Raw genomic sequence first — 14,309 nt, forward strand, 5'->3', positions numbered from 1 at the left:
GATGTTTTTGTCTTCCTTATATATGATTATAGTTATATAGATAATGCCATTTTCTGCAGTAAAAGGTTTGCGATGCTTTTTTCTTATACCAGTCGACTACACGGAGTATGAATAAGTCAGGTATCGTGCTGGCACGTTTTTCTGTTTGAACGTGAATTCGCGGAGTGGTGATTTGCTGTTATGCTTATTTATTTAACAAAATAATTATAGAGAGCAAATTTATATGTTAAATAAGTGGCTCTATTTTCTGTTCGTTCCGCTTCCTGTTATCGCAAGCCCTGATCACTACGCAGATAAATTAGCGCAAGAGGTGTTTGATGCCGCTCAGCTGACCCAGGTCATGTCGTTTTCTCTCTTTCGTGATGGCGTGAAAGCGTATATGGATCAGGCCATTGGCGCTAACCCTAACCTTGTCATCATTGATTACAGTCGACCGTCACATCAGCGTCGTTTTTATGTGATTAACCTGCGTGATAAAAAGCTGCTCCACTACACCTATACCGCGCACGGTGTGGCGAGTGGCCTCACCTACGCGGAACACTTCTCTAATCGCCCTGAATCGAAGCAGACATCGCTGGGGATCTACAAAACGGCGGAAACCTATCAGGGAAAATACGGTTATTCGTTGCGTTTAGATGGCTTATCGAAGGGGCTGAATGATAATGCACGGCGGCGGCATATCGTGATACACGGGGCGGAATACGCGTCGCCTGCGTTCTTGGCACAGCGTCAATACATCGGTTGGAGTTGGGGGTGCCCAGCGCTGCCGCCAGAAAAAAATCGGGCCATCATTGATTTGATCAAAGGGGGCAGTATTGTGTTTGCGGCGTACAGCAATGAGGAACGAAATCAGGCGATAAATGATGAGAAAAGGGAGCAAAGAAAAGGTGACGCGATCAGTGTCGTACAACGTGCTGCAGAGCGAGATCATCAGAGCCTGCGTTGAACCACCAGTAAGACGGTGAGATGAGGATGGGAAATGGGAATCGAACAAGACGAAAACAGCACCTCGCGGGTATCACGAGGTGCTGAAGCTATTCGTTTCGATTAACGATGGGTGATTAACGCGCGGTTTCCAGAATACGGCGGCTTTCAGCCAGTGTGATCTTACCGTGCTCGCCCAGTGCAGCCATGCCGTTTTGTTCTAGGCTAGCAACAATCACATCGATATCGTTATCACCCAGCTCCACATCGCTCAGAGCCGTTGGTACTTCCATCTGCTTAAAGAAGGCAATCGTAGCCGCAATTGCCGCATCGATACGCTCATCAGCCGTGCCTTCTGTAATACCGAAAATACGTGCGCCGTATTGCAGTAGTTTCTCGGCTTTGTCTTCACGACGTGCTTGCATCACCGCTGGTAGCACAATGCTCAGGGTACGGGCATGATCAATACCGTAGTGGCCCGTCAGTTCGTGTCCAATCATGTGCGTGGTCCAGTCTTGTGGGACACCCACACCGATCAAGCCGTTCAGTGCCTGAGTGGCAGTCCACATGATGTTGGCACGTACGTCCAAATCGTTGGGTGTTGCCAGTGCTTTCGGGCCTTCTTCAATCAGGTTCAGTAGCAGGCCTTCGGCAAAGCGATCTTGTACTTTGGCATTCACCGGGAATGTCAGGTATTGCTCCATCACGTGTACGTACGCATCCACAACCCCGTTGGCCACTTGACGTGGTGACAGGCTCAATGTGGTTTGTGGATCCAACACGGCGAACTGAGGCTGCACAAACGGTGTCATGAAGGCTAACTTGGTGGTGCCGCGTGAAACAACCGCGCCCATGTTGCTTTCTGAACCCGTTGCCGGCAGCGTCAGTACACACGCCAGTGGCACGGCACTGTTGACCTGCTGCTGCTGTGACAGAATGTGCCAAGGATCGTCGCCTTCATAAGCTGCCGCTGCCGCAATGAACTTGGTGCCGTCAACCACAGAGCCGCCCCCGACCGCTAGCAGGTAATCAAAGCCTTCTGTTTTAATCATTTCTACCGCTTTCATCAGCGTATCGTACTGTGGGTTAGGTTCAATGCCAGCAAACTCGCCCCAGTTGTGGCCGTTTAATGCTTGCGCCACTTGTTCGTACACACCGTTACTCTTGATCGAGCCGCCGCCGTACAGCACCAGCACTTTTTTCTCTTTCGGGATGTCATTGGCAATCGCAGCGATTTGACCTTCGCCGAAATGAATGCGTGTCGGGTTGTGGTAAGTAAACGTGTCCATGAAACATCTCCAGTGAAAAGGCGTGCCGGCAGCATTGTCGGTCGCACCGTTTGTTATGTCTGATAAGCAGTGTAAGCCACGAAACGGAAAAAGGGCATGCTCAATTCTGTCTATTGCTTGCCTATTTCTACTTAATTATTCTATTTAACATTATGTGGAGGATGTGGGATTCGCTGAGTATTGCATCCGAACACATGATTTCGTATTGTCCCAAATAGACAGGCGATTTGATCAAAAAACGGTGAAACAGGGGAAAAGTGGATGACAATATCACGTCAGGCCTATGGGGAAATACTGTGTGAATATTATGGTTTACAAGGCCATTCTGGCATTGTTGACACTGATCTTCCGGGGGTAAGGCTCTTTCGTATCGAGCAGTACCATAAGATGACCCCGCAGATGTACCAGCAAGGTGTGGTGGTGATTTTGCAGGGCAATAAAATCGGCCATTTAAACGAATACCAGTTTCGGTATGATGAAGCGCATTGCCTAATTGTGGCGACGCCATACCCCATTGCTTGTGAGACGTTTGCCTCAAAAGAAGCCCCGCTGATTGGGTTGGATATCGACTTTGATTTGACCATTATCCAAGAACTGGTGGATGCGGTAGAGCAACACGGTGTGGCCGATCTGCCTTGGTCACAAGACTCGCACCGTGGTGTGGCCGTCACGGCGATCACCCCGTCGATTGCGGAAGGGATCTGCCGCTTGTTAGCCTGTATGTTGGATCCATTGGATGCCAAAGTGTTGGGTACTCAGCGCATGCGCGAGTTTTACTACCAGTTACTTAAAAGCGAACAAGGTCATGTGTTGGCGCAATACTGTAAGCAGGACAGCGCACTGGCGAGAGTGGCGAAAGTGATTAACCACGTGCAGGTGAACTTTGCCGATAAACTGACGATCAACGAACTGGCTGACATGGCTGGCATGAGTGTGTCAGCTTTCCACCGTGCCTTTAAACATGTGGTGACCGATCCGCCTTTGCAATACATCAAAAAGATCCGCCTCAACAAAGCTAAAACCTTGATGTCTCAAGAAGGGCTGCCTGCCAGCGTAGCTGCGATAAAAGTTGGCTATGAAAGCCCAACCCAGTTTAGCCGTGAATTTAAGCGTTACTTCGGGTTACCTCCGAGCAAAGCGGCAGAAATTGGGTATTTATAAATATCAAGGGTAGAGATATGTTTTTTTACCTTCATTAATAAATACTTACATATAAAACACTGTTTTCTATTTTCAGGTCTCATTCAGTTTCAACATGTTAAGTTTATTCCATCAAACTGCCACGGCAGTGTGGTTATCAATAACATCACGATAATGAGGATGACATTATGAAAAAGTACGCGGCGCTATCGACTCTTATTTTAACTTCATTTATTGCGACGCCTGTATTGGCAAATAATACCGATTGGTTTGTCGGTGGCGGTATTGGTTATCAGAACGATGCCGTGAAACAAGATTTCGGTGTGGCTGACTCATCGAAAAATGCAGAAGACATGACGTACCAATTACGCGGTGGTGTGGTTTTGAATGACCAGCACCGATTGATGGGGACATACGGCTATTTCAGCGATGATGTGAATGGCTTACTGGGTGAGCGAAAGATGACCCAGAACATGTTCCTTGCTTCTTATGATTACCTTATTCCTGTGCATCAGCACATTAATCTTTTTGCGGGGGTGTCTGCCGGTTTTGCTGATAACACCTTGAAGAACAGGACGAGTGGGGTAGAGGTGGATTCGACCGATTTTGTTTGGGGTGGCCAAGTGGGCGCACAGTATAAGATCGATCAGAACTGGTCGACAGACCTCACCTACCGCATTTTAGACCAGGATTACGATAAATTCGGCAGCGAAGTGGATTATACCCAGCAAGTGGTGTGGTCGGTGGATTATCGTTTCTAGGCTCGACATTTTAGCATGTCTTTTTAATTGTCATTTCATCATGGGTTCTACGTTGTCCGTTTTTAGAGAGTAAGGATACTCTCTTTTTTTATCTTATATTTTATCTTTTATGTTAATTACGAGCAGTGTATGACTGGCAAAGTAATAAAGTGACGGGGATCGTTACTATCATTGTAGGTAAATAATAGCGTGATATTTTTTATACCATAACTGCGTGGTAGTTCAGCTGTCATTCAGATTAAAAACATTGTTTTCTATTTTAAGTTTCCATTCAGCTAACTCCTGTATTGTAAATAACGAACCACACAGAATCTTACTATTCTTCACCGCTTCGRTGTGTTGACCACATGGGGGACGTGATGAAACAAGGAATAAAACAATGAAAAAGATCACCGTAGTTTCAGCATTGGCACTTTCAGTTTTTGCGGCGTCACCGGCGTTAGCCGCAGACACCGACTGGTTTGTGGGTGGCGGTGTTGGTTATCAAGCCGATAACGTAAAAGGCGCACATGAACAAAATGGCGAAGACGCGACGTACCAAGTACGTGGTGGTGCCATTATTAACGACCATCACCGTGTGATGGGCACGTATAGCTACATGGATAAGTCATCACAAAACATGTTCTTGGCGTCTTACGATTATTTGGTGCCGGTGCATCAGAACATTAACTTGTTCGCGGGTGTGTCTGCTGGTGTGGCCGACAGCAAGATCAGCAGCAATAGCGCGACCGATTTCGTCTGGGGCGGCCAGGTCGGTGCGATGTACGACATCAACGAGAGCTGGAGCACCGATTTGACCTACCGTTACCTTGATCAAGACTACAGCGAAAACAGCACCAAGATTGACTACTCTCAGCAAGTCGTATGGTCGGTTGACTACCACTTCTAATGGCTGATGTGTCTGGACGGCATTGTCATTAAGAACGGTCAGTAAGAACACGTAGAAAGGGAAAGCATTGGCTTTCCCTTTTTATTTAGGTGTTTTATTTTCGCCACTCGCCACTCGCCACTCGCCACTCGCCACTCGCCACTCGCCACTCGCCACTCGCACCTTCTTTTTCCTTCGTTCCTGTTTTGCTACCCCCGGCTACGTTCTAGCAAGTGCTCTTTGTATTGCGCCGGTGTTTGTCCTCGTTGGCGCTGAAACGCTTTGCTGAAACTTTGGCTATTGGCGTACCCCAGTGCAGTCGCAATGTCTTTAATGGGCATGTCTAGCTGCATGTATTTGATGGCCTGATTACACAACACGTAACTGGTGATAGAGGTAAAACTCCAGCCAAGATGATGCAGACGGCGTTGTAATTGCTGGCGGGACAGTTGTAATCGTTCGGCCAGAAAATCCAGATGTGGGTAGCCGTAATAGCGTGAGTAGTTAATCAACTCATAAAACACTTTGGCCGTGTCGTGGGGCTGCGGCATGTTCAGGAATTCATCCATCTCTAAGTTGGACAGCATCATCGGCCGGTTATATTGAAACGGGTGCGTGTTAGCGTGTTCGAGAATGGAGATATCCAGCCAGACTTTCGTTTGTGGTGCATTCCAGGTGATATGACTGCCAAAGAATGCCTCAAATTGCCCGGCGTCACTGTCGTGCTGATAGCCACAGGGTGGGCCACTGATCTCTACTTTCAGTGGGAYATAGTCTTGCCCCATAAAATAGCGCAGGGTATTGGTGAACATAATGGCCATGCGCAAACTGTCATGCAGGCGGCCTCGTCCTCGGGCAAAGTGGTTGTTGTAACACCATTTAATCAGCTTACCGGATTGCTGGCCGTAGAAGGTCGCCCCGGATTGTAAGCATGATGTGCCGTAGTTGATGCGGCGAAAAGACAGCGATAAATCCGGTGTGGCGAGAAACCATGCGCCTAACCCCCCTTCAAAATGCTCAAAGGTCAGATCCGGTGCGATGGTCGCTAAATATGCCGGATCATCCAGCTGCAGCTCAATCTCTTCCAGCAAGGTATTCACGTCAATAAACGGCATTAAGGTCATGGGTCCATCGAACAGCGCGAGGGGAGCGGAGCCGTTCGACAGGGTAAAACCGTAGTGCTTTTTCACGGCTTTGATGATCGGTTGAATGAATAGCGTGCGAATAAATGCGATATCAAATTGCGTATCAGGCAAGGGCATGATGTACACCGTGTAAGATGTTGTACAAATAGAATTGAGTCTCAGTGTATCAAATTATCGTATTTATTGATTTATTGAGGCGCTAAAAATCACAGCGATCACTTTTTTATGCACACTTTCTCCCATAACTACAACGCATAACATGATGCAATTATTCAATGTTAAGGAGAGGAACAATGAGCCTCGTCAGCATGCCTTTTGTCGATAGCGGCGTCGACACAGCCCTTCATATTGTCGCAGCGGTGATCTTAATCGGATCAGTGGCTGCGGCGGCGTACGGATTTTGGCGTATCCATGAATTGCCTATCCAAAAAGCCCACACGCAAGAACATCATCAATTGGGATTAATCACCGCCTTAACCTGGATTGGCTTCATTTGGCATTGGGTTTGGGTGCTGGCGGTGTTTATCGCCTTTGTTGATGGCGAACAAGCCCTGCGCCGTATTCGCGATATCTGGAAAGGCGATGACAAGACGGCAGGAGAGCCCATTCAAGCGGCTCCCACACCAGCCACCCCGTGTTCATCGACAGCGATGACAGAAAAGGAGACGGAGCATGCTTGAGGGTTTAGCCGTATGGGCACTGTTTATCTACCTGCTGCGCATGGTCGGGATGCCATGGAATAAGTTTACCCAAGCCTTTGCGTATATCGGTGGCGGCAGTTGGCTGCTGTTCGTGTGGGTGGGCTTGATCACCTATGCGCCGATGGATTTGTCGGGCGGTTCCGTGGTGCAGTCCCCGCACATTCAATTACGTCCCGGTTCAACCCAAATTAAAGGCCATGTGGATGAAATTTTAGTACGTCCGAATGAGGCCGTGACGAAAGGGCAATTGGTGTACACCTTGGATGACGCGCAGTACCAGATTGCGCTGAACAAAGCGAACGCAGTGCTGCATTCAGCCAAAGTCGCATTGTCGATTGCCAAAGAAGATGTGCGTATTGCGGCGGAAAACCAGCAAACCGCACTCAAAGACATCGAAATTTCTAAGAATCAGGTGGCGGCAGCCAAAGAAGATTTAGCGTACAAGCAAACCACATTGCAGCGTTACCGTGAACAAAATCGCGTGGTGAAACACACCATCACGGAAAGCCAGATGGATCAGCAGCGCACGGCGGTAGCGCTCGCTAATGCCGAGGTGGTGACATTGACCTCGCAGCTGGAAAAAGCCAAGTTGTCCGCCAATCGTGCCGCGTTAGATGCAGAAAAATCCGCACTGAATGTGAAGAGCCGTGAAGTGGATGTGGATACTGAACGTGAAAATGTCGCGCAGGCACAATGGAATATGGATAACACCAAGGTGTATGCCCCTGCTGACGGTTACGTGACGAACTTCATCATGCGAGAAGGGCAGTACGTTGGCATGGTGCCGCGTATGCAGATGTACACCAACGAAAAATACGTGCTGATGCGTGTGAATCATCAGGCGATCCGCAATGTGAAAGTGGGTCAACGTGCCGAATTTACCTCGGCGGTCTACCCGGGCAAGATTTTCAATGCCGAAGTGGAAGGCATTGTGGAAGCGACCGGTGAGTCGCAAGGTAACTTGCTGGGGCGTGATGACAATATTCGCCAAACCACGGGGCAGAACGTGATGAACAAACACCACTTTGTGCGCCTGAAACTAGAGGAATCAGCAGGGTATGACATTCCGGTCGGCTCTGTAGGTCTTGCATGGATCAGTGCTGAAAAACCGATTGGCTTCCTGCAGTTCCTGGATGTGATTCGCGGCATCATCATTCGAATGAAGTCTCAGATCTACTACATCTGGTCGATGTAAGGCAGATATCAACACAGGATATTAAACAGCGTCACCATAAGAATAATCACGATACCGATTTCCCTGCCGCTCTGGAGGTGACTGACACCGTGTCACCACCTCCAAGTTTTACTACGTTAATGCTGACCGTAGTGCTGCAATTTCAATTGTTGGAATTGCAGCTTTTTTTGTTCTGTCTTCAAGAAAATATATTTTCAGCGGTACATTTTGTAAACCTCTTGTTTGCCATATATTGAGAGGATAATGTGGTTACTATTTTTAATTGATGAGAGACAAAAATGAAATGGAATAGTGAAATGAAAGCCAAGTACTATCAGTACGCAAAATCATATATTGAAAATTATAATAAAAAAATTGATTGTGCTGATTTAGCAATTGTTATGTTGATTGATTTTGCAAACAAAAATAATTTGCCTGTGAAATTTAAGTATTATGCAGATGGCTGGAAATGGTTGAATTTCTCATCAGATATAGATGATGTGGTAAAATTCAAGTCAAAGGCCATGAGGATGCTTGGTGCATTGAATGTAATTGATAATACGGTCTCTGTTGCAATATCGTCGGCTAAATCTGGTGACTTAATTATGTCGCGCTGGAGTTCGACACTAGGGCACACTCGAATAATACATTCGATCAAGCAAGAAGAGAGTGGTTATAAAGTAGTTTGGTATCAAGGTAATTTACCAGCAGTAATACCTGAAAAACGGGAAGCTTTATTTTCTAATATAGATGGCGTATATGCGTCACACCCAAGGAGGTGGAATTTTGAACAGTTCAATGCATAAGTTTTTAGGTGCTTTAGGGGGAGTGATCTTAGTTGGTTGCAGTCAGATATCAGGGGATGAAATGGCTGATTGTGTGTCTGAAACGTTAGATGTTCAGATTGTACGTATGGATGAAAATAACCAGCGACTCTTTGTTGTGCCCAATGGTAGTGTTCAGATTAAGGTGAGCGCAGCCGATGATGTTAACCATTGTTTCGAATCTAGCCGTTGGAATGACAATTGGAGTGTGAGTGTGTTTTCTGCATCAAAATATGCAGGGTATAAAGACGAAGAAAATATCATTCAATACCATAAAGATGGTGCTTGGAGTAAAGGTTATTTAGCTGAAATTGACGGTGTTAATAAAACAGTTACTTATTCTCCTGCAATATAACAAGTCCTATTTTTTTATTTGCGGATAACTGATATAAACAATGCCTTAGAAAGGTAGAGTATGAACAGTTAGCAGATGAAAAAGGGAAATGGGCACCCAGTGTGCAAAGCCATAGAGGGCGGAGTGAAGTGTGGATGCAGGGCGACACTCGCAGCTCTCGTGCTTAGTCTGTCTTTTTCTGCGGTTAATGCGCTGCCGTTAGCGGGCGCGATGAGCCAGACGGCGACAAACCATGCTGCGATAAACCACGCTGCGATTCAACCGGGTGATACGGTACAAGACGTTGCCTCTCTGCCATATGCCTTTGATTGCTCGGCGTTGTATCAGGATACACTGACGTACTGTCTTGATCAGCAAGCCCGCTTTGGTATTAATGCCAATCTGCTGGTGGTGCATTTTCATGATGAGCAAGTCAGTCGTCTAGAATGGCAATTCCCGCTCACACAAGCCAGTTACACTTCGGTGCTCAATGGATTACGCAAAGACGGTTATAGCTATGCATGGCTGTCTGTGGGTAAAAAAGAGCATGAAGCCTCACTGGATGTGTTGGCGCAACTGCCCACGCTAACGACGGAATCGGCACGTAATCAGCTAGATCAACGTATGTTCACCTTGGCCAATCGCGGGGATTTTCGGACGGCACGGACTTATTATTTTGTGGATCGCCCGGCATTTTCCCTCGCGACACAGCAGACGGTTACAGAGACAATCTCTTGGTTGCACGCGGGCAGCGCCCCGTGGGTGACGGCAGTGACACATGAAGACATGATCAGTGTAACCATGCACTTTCCTGTTCACCAACGTTAATCTTGTCGCAGATTTTTCTCGATGGAAATGGGGGTGGGGAAGCGCTTCACCACCCAATAGGTCGACACAATAAACGTCGTGATAGTGGTGATCTGAATAAACAGCACGGCCTGTTGCGACAGCAATTCAGCCTGCATGGCCGCATAGGTGACCAGAAAAGAAAACTCACTGGCTTGGCTCAGTCGCGCACTGAGCTCGTGCCGCACGGTGGGTTTCTCTTTCGCCCATTTGAGCGCCAAGGCAAAGCCCCCGTATTTCACCGCGATCAATAAGAACCCTAAAAGCACCCCGAGCAAGCTATACAGGTTGGCTTGGCTGATATCCATCCGCGCGCCGATGGCAAAGAAAAACAAGATCAAAAAGAACTCGCGCAGCGGCTTTAAGTGGACAGAAATCGCCTGTGATACTTGGCTGACCGCTATGGAAATCCCCGCAATGAACGCCCCGCTTTCGTAAGACAATCCCACTTGGTGGCTGAGTTCCGCCCACAGAAAGCACCACGCCAGCGTCGTCACGAAACTGTATTCTTGGATCACATCAAAGCGGCGAAACAGCGGCAAGATAACGTACCGCACACCCATGAAGGCTAACAGGCAGACCAAGGCAAATTTCCCCAGCATGAGCAAAAAGCTCAACAGCATGACATTGCCGTTCCCCATGCCATCGCCCATATTGAGAAAAATGATCACACTGATGGCGAGAATATCTTGCACCAACAAAATACTGGTGATGATTTCCCCCAACCGTTTGTGATGCAAGGTGGTGGTGGGGATGAGCTTCAAGCCAATGACGGTACTGGAAAACATCAGTGCCGCCCCGATGATAGCGGCATCTCGCAGTGAAAACGCAATGGCAAGACAGAATAGGGTGCTAAACGCAAAGAAGGCCGCACAGGTGCCGAGGGTGATCAGCGCACTTTCTTGGAACAAGGTGAGCAGCTTTTTGGGTTGCAGGTTCAGGCCAATCAAAAACAGCAATAAGATCACCCCAAGGTTGCCGATTTGGGTGATGTTTTCCGCACTGGTGACCAAATTGATGCCGTGCGGCCCTATCAGCATACCCGCGGCGATATAGGCCAGGATGATGGGCTGACGGGCGTAAAGAAACACCGTGCCCAGCAAAGCGGCACTGATGATGATGGCGCACAACTCAAAGATTAAAGGAGCTAACTCACTGTGCATAGCAGCTGTACTACGTCCGTCAAGGCTAGAACACTAAGTGTGGCTCAGAATGGGGGGGATTACCTGTTCATGCGAATAAGGGTAAGCCGTCAACCGCCGCTATGTCAGTGACACGGTGCCATATTGAGTATCCACTATCCCCACGGCGACGGCATCTTGCGGCAACTGCGCGATCCGCTGGCCGTTCGCTCCAATCACCACGCTATTTCCCATGCCCTGAATTGCCGTGTCATTTAACGCCGACGGCCAGTTGCATTGAATCACGACACAATGGAGGGCTTTGGCCATGGCTGCGGCTCCTGCGTAGAAGCCGGTATCTTGCGATGCCTCATTGGCGCGTAGGATGTAACTGGGCCAAAGCATCACATCTACCGATTGATGATGCAGGGAGGCAACAATGTCATCCACGTCGTCTGCTTCACGACACAGAAAAGCACTGATAGTGACATTATCAAGGGTGATGATGGGGCGCGCGGTACCGGCGGTAAAGTAGGTGCGTTCACTGTCCGTTAAGCCGATTTTATCCCATTGGCCAGCGATGTCGCCGTAACGGTCAATGCAGAGGTAGCGGTTATACACCCGTCCGCGGCTGGGATAAGGCAGGCCGACACACACATTCACCTGATAATGCTGCGCCCAGTGTGACAGGTGGCGTAAGGCAATCCCGATACGTTCAGGATCGGACTGTGTGCGGACATGACGATGAAAGCCGCTGAGGCTCAGCTCCGGAAAAATCAGGGTATCGACCGTGAGGTGATAGGCCGCAAGGTAGCGATGCAGGGTGGCGAGGTTGTCTTCCAGAGTCCACGCCATCGGCATTTGGACGATTCCAATTTTCACGCAGTTAATCCTATCAACGTTTTATATTGTGCATTTTATAAATGGCGATTCAGTATCTTTATTGAGGCATGGGTGGACAAGCCCATGATCCGTAAAGCATCGTGTTGCTCGAAGCTTTTTGTAATGCGTGTAACAGCGGTAAGGGCGTGAGAGAAAGCCGGGACGGTGGGGGAAGGGCGCGCTATGCATTTACGCCCATCAAACGGTAACATTTCCTAGTATTTAGCCATAAAATCAGCATAATCTGGGGTCATATTGCTAGAAGGAAAAATGACGATGGCAACTTTTCAATACTACTTCCACAAACTGCCTTGCTTTGATTGTAAAAAAACGCAAGTTGATACCGATCTTGGCTGGTTAACGGCTGCGATGAAAGAAGAAATCGTTGTGCAAGTGACAGCGATGATGGCGGAAGGTGACGTTGCGTCTGATTTTGCTGTGAACGTAACCTGCACAGAAGACGATGTGCGTGAATACTTGCTACTGAACTACTACGGCTACTCTGAAGAAGAGCTGGCGAACAACGAAGTAGAAGCAGACGACGAGCAAGCTGTTGCAGACGAAATTGCAGAGCTAGCGGGCAACCTTGTGTTTGAACACGAAATCGCCCTACAAAGCTGCACAGACTGCGGCGAGTAATCGCAATAGCAGATTGATTGAAGGCGCTGTTCTTACGAACAGCGCCTTTTTTGTGTTTGGTGGGTCATGCTCAGGCCGTATCCCACAATTCAAATTTAGTCATTTTTAAGTAAAAATGTGATTAAGGAACACTGCCTAGCTTTGTGGATCAATGATCAGCGAGAGTAGCAAGGTAAGCCAATCATTGCCTTTGATAGAAAAGTTCTCGGGCATTACATCCGCCAGCATTGGCGTATTGAAAATAGTTAGCACTATGCACTTAACGTGGTTTTTAAGGAAGGTACGTCACGTATTACTTTGGATGGAGTAGTTAAAAATCTGGCCTTATTAAGGCATTTTGTCATGAATATGCTAAAACAGTGCGATTGTTGGGCTTCAAGTCAGAATATTAAATTGAAAAGGTTGCTTGGTGAGATGATTCTCGAGCGAGAGCATTCTTTGGGTTATAGAAAAGTATGTTCGCATCCTGTAGTTGATGTGGGTATGAAGTTAAGTAAAATTAGGGATTACCTGTTTATATCCAATTTGGTTCATATATAATTGCTTGTCATGACATGTCAATAGATTGTAAGGAAACAGATTGAAACAAGATAAACAAACAAATAGCTTGGCAAACAACTCCCCTTCAAGAGCAAAAAAAATAGCAAATGTCTTTACCGAAGGCGTAATTCGAGAATTAGAACTGTCTATTAACTCTCAATGCAACCTAAATTGCATTGGTTGTGGCTTTAATGTCCCTAACCAATTAACCCCTTATAGTCAATTAGGTGTGGGTGAGCATATATCTGCATTGGTTAATCTAAAACGATGTGGAATGAAAATAAATAAAATTGTTATTGCTGGTGGTGAAGCAACCCTATCCAAGGAGTTATATTCTACGGCTAAAAAAATAAAGTCACTTAACATAACAAAAGAACTTGAATTAGTTACTAATGGCTTATACCCGAAAGGCATATCCCAAGATTTACTTAATATTTTAGATAGCATTGTTATTAGTGATTATATCAAGAAAGATAGCTTTGAATTAGCATGGCGTGAATTTCTTCATGGGCATGGCTTTAAGGGTAATGTCGATTTTAGACGAAAAGATGCTTGGGATGATCTTCTTTCAGAAGTTTATAACAGTAAAGAAGAAACTGAACGACACTGGCAAACATGTTTTTACAGAAAGTTTGATGTCAGTTTGGAACGAAGTCGTATTTTTAGTTGTTCTCGAATAGCTAAAAAAGGATGGGATGATCAAGGATTGCTCATTGATAATAGCACTACGTTAGAGCAAGTTATTAGCTATCTATCAGATGATAAGCCAAAAGATGCATGTTATTCATGCGCTACCATCAATAGAGAATCCAGTATAAAAGTCGCAGTACAAAGTTCAGGAAGTTTAGAAAGAATAGCATCTAAATCTGTAAAGTATTTAAAAGAGAATAATAACAAATGAATAATAAGCTTTACTTCGTAGTTGGATTAGAAGGATCTGGAAAAACTACAGCAACAAAACTTCTTTCTGAGAGTATCGAAGGTGGTGTGGCAATTCAAACATCCTCTCGACTATTTTCATTTTTGGAAAATGAAGGTACATCTCTAAAAAAAATAAACAGCCTTAGCATTGAACAACGTGAGAAAATAATCAATAATTTTCATTACCAACTGTATAATGA

General features: G+C 46.6%; 16 protein-coding genes and 1 pseudogene. 13 read left to right on the forward strand and 4 right to left on the reverse strand.

All coding sequences use genetic code 11. The annotated features are described in order from the left end of the window. Positions 1–223: 223 nt before the first annotated feature. Positions 224–946, forward strand: coding sequence for a murein L,D-transpeptidase catalytic domain family protein (locus tag L4C36_RS21875; protein ID WP_428479902.1), 723 nt, complete (start codon positions 224–226; stop codon positions 944–946). Between the two features lie 115 nt (positions 947–1,061). Here L4C36_RS21875 and L4C36_RS21880 read toward each other — a convergent pair whose 3' ends face one another. Continuing rightward, positions 1,062–2,213, reverse strand: coding sequence for an iron-containing alcohol dehydrogenase (locus tag L4C36_RS21880; protein WP_428479903.1), 1,152 nt, complete (start codon positions 2,211–2,213; stop codon positions 1,062–1,064). Positions 2,214–2,474: 261 nt separating this feature from the next. Between L4C36_RS21880 and L4C36_RS21885 the strand changes: the two genes are divergently transcribed. The 3 genes from L4C36_RS21885 to L4C36_RS21895 all read left to right on the forward strand — a co-directional run bounded on the left by L4C36_RS21885 (position 2,475) and on the right by L4C36_RS21895 (position 5,003). Then, positions 2,475–3,374: an AraC family transcriptional regulator gene (locus L4C36_RS21885; protein ID WP_428479904.1), complete on the forward strand. Its 900-nt coding sequence runs from the start codon at positions 2,475–2,477 to the stop codon at positions 3,372–3,374. 167 nt (positions 3,375–3,541) lie between these two features. Beyond that, on the forward strand, positions 3,542–4,114 hold the full coding sequence (locus L4C36_RS21890; RefSeq protein WP_428479905.1) for a porin family protein: 573 nt from the start codon (positions 3,542–3,544) through the stop codon (positions 4,112–4,114). A 379-nt stretch (positions 4,115–4,493) separates the two neighbouring features. After that, complete coding sequence (locus tag L4C36_RS21895) at positions 4,494–5,003, forward strand: porin family protein (protein ID WP_428479906.1); 510 nt, start codon at positions 4,494–4,496, stop codon at positions 5,001–5,003. Positions 5,004–5,191: 188 nt separating this feature from the next. Here L4C36_RS21895 and L4C36_RS21900 read toward each other — a convergent pair whose 3' ends face one another. After that, positions 5,192–6,244 carry a helix-turn-helix domain-containing protein gene (locus L4C36_RS21900; RefSeq protein ID WP_428479907.1) on the reverse strand — a complete coding sequence of 351 codons (1,053 nt, stop codon included), beginning with the start codon at positions 6,242–6,244 and terminating at the stop codon, positions 5,192–5,194. A gap of 176 nt (positions 6,245–6,420) precedes the next feature. Between L4C36_RS21900 and L4C36_RS21905 the strand changes: the two genes are divergently transcribed. The 5 genes from L4C36_RS21905 (at position 6,421) to L4C36_RS21925 (ending at position 9,988) form a co-directional block, all read left to right on the forward strand. Continuing rightward, positions 6,421–6,807 carry an MFS transporter gene (locus L4C36_RS21905; protein ID WP_428479908.1) on the forward strand — a complete coding sequence of 129 codons (387 nt, stop codon included), beginning with the start codon at positions 6,421–6,423 and terminating at the stop codon, positions 6,805–6,807. Then, positions 6,800–8,023: an HlyD family secretion protein gene (locus L4C36_RS21910; RefSeq protein ID WP_428479909.1), complete on the forward strand. Its 1,224-nt coding sequence runs from the start codon at positions 6,800–6,802 to the stop codon at positions 8,021–8,023. The genes L4C36_RS21905 and L4C36_RS21910 overlap by 8 nt, the downstream gene beginning before the upstream one ends. 296 nt (positions 8,024–8,319) lie before the next feature. Further along, a complete protein-coding gene (locus L4C36_RS21915) occupies positions 8,320–8,808 on the forward strand; it encodes a hypothetical protein (protein ID WP_428479910.1) in 489 nt (162 codons plus the stop codon). Beyond that, entirely contained in the window at positions 8,801–9,181 is a 381-nt protein-coding gene (locus tag L4C36_RS21920; RefSeq protein ID WP_428479911.1) for a hypothetical protein, read from the forward strand. The genes L4C36_RS21915 and L4C36_RS21920 overlap by 8 nt, the downstream gene beginning before the upstream one ends. Before the next feature lie 159 nt (positions 9,182–9,340). Beyond that, entirely contained in the window at positions 9,341–9,988 is a 648-nt protein-coding gene (locus tag L4C36_RS21925) for a hypothetical protein (RefSeq protein ID WP_428479912.1), read from the forward strand. Here the strand turns inward: L4C36_RS21925 and L4C36_RS21930 are convergent. Both L4C36_RS21930 and L4C36_RS21935 read right to left on the reverse strand, forming a co-directional pair. Further along, the gene (locus L4C36_RS21930) at positions 9,985–11,169 is read right to left on the reverse strand and encodes a cation:proton antiporter domain-containing protein (RefSeq protein ID WP_428479913.1); all 1,185 of its coding nucleotides are present in this window, start codon (positions 11,167–11,169) and stop codon (positions 9,985–9,987) included. The two genes, L4C36_RS21925 and L4C36_RS21930, sit on opposite strands and share 4 nt — an antisense overlap. A 99-nt stretch (positions 11,170–11,268) precedes the next feature. Continuing rightward, the gene (locus L4C36_RS21935; RefSeq protein ID WP_428479914.1) at positions 11,269–12,009 is read right to left on the reverse strand and encodes a carbon-nitrogen hydrolase family protein; all 741 of its coding nucleotides are present in this window, start codon (positions 12,007–12,009) and stop codon (positions 11,269–11,271) included. Positions 12,010–12,285: 276 nt separating this feature from the next. On the opposite strand from L4C36_RS21935, the gene L4C36_RS21940 reads away from it, so the two are divergent. The 4 genes and pseudogenes from L4C36_RS21940 to L4C36_RS21955 all read left to right on the forward strand — a co-directional run. Next, positions 12,286–12,648 carry a hypothetical protein gene (locus L4C36_RS21940; RefSeq protein ID WP_428479915.1) on the forward strand — a complete coding sequence of 121 codons (363 nt, stop codon included), beginning with the start codon at positions 12,286–12,288 and terminating at the stop codon, positions 12,646–12,648. A gap of 198 nt (positions 12,649–12,846) precedes the next feature. Next, a pseudogene (locus L4C36_RS21945) lies at positions 12,847–13,097 on the forward strand (transposase); the annotation flags it as partial. Positions 13,098–13,228: 131 nt separating this feature from the next. After that, positions 13,229–14,089, forward strand: a complete 861-nt coding sequence (locus tag L4C36_RS21950; RefSeq protein ID WP_428479916.1) for a hypothetical protein — start codon at positions 13,229–13,231, stop codon at positions 14,087–14,089. After that, a partial coding sequence (locus tag L4C36_RS21955; protein ID WP_428479917.1) for a hypothetical protein occupies positions 14,086–14,309 on the forward strand: 224 nt, incomplete at its 3' end. The genes L4C36_RS21950 and L4C36_RS21955, both read left to right, overlap by 4 nt.

The organism is Photobacterium japonica (assembly GCF_050337005.1).
Lineage (GTDB): Bacteria > Pseudomonadota > Gammaproteobacteria > Enterobacterales > Vibrionaceae > Photobacterium > Photobacterium japonica.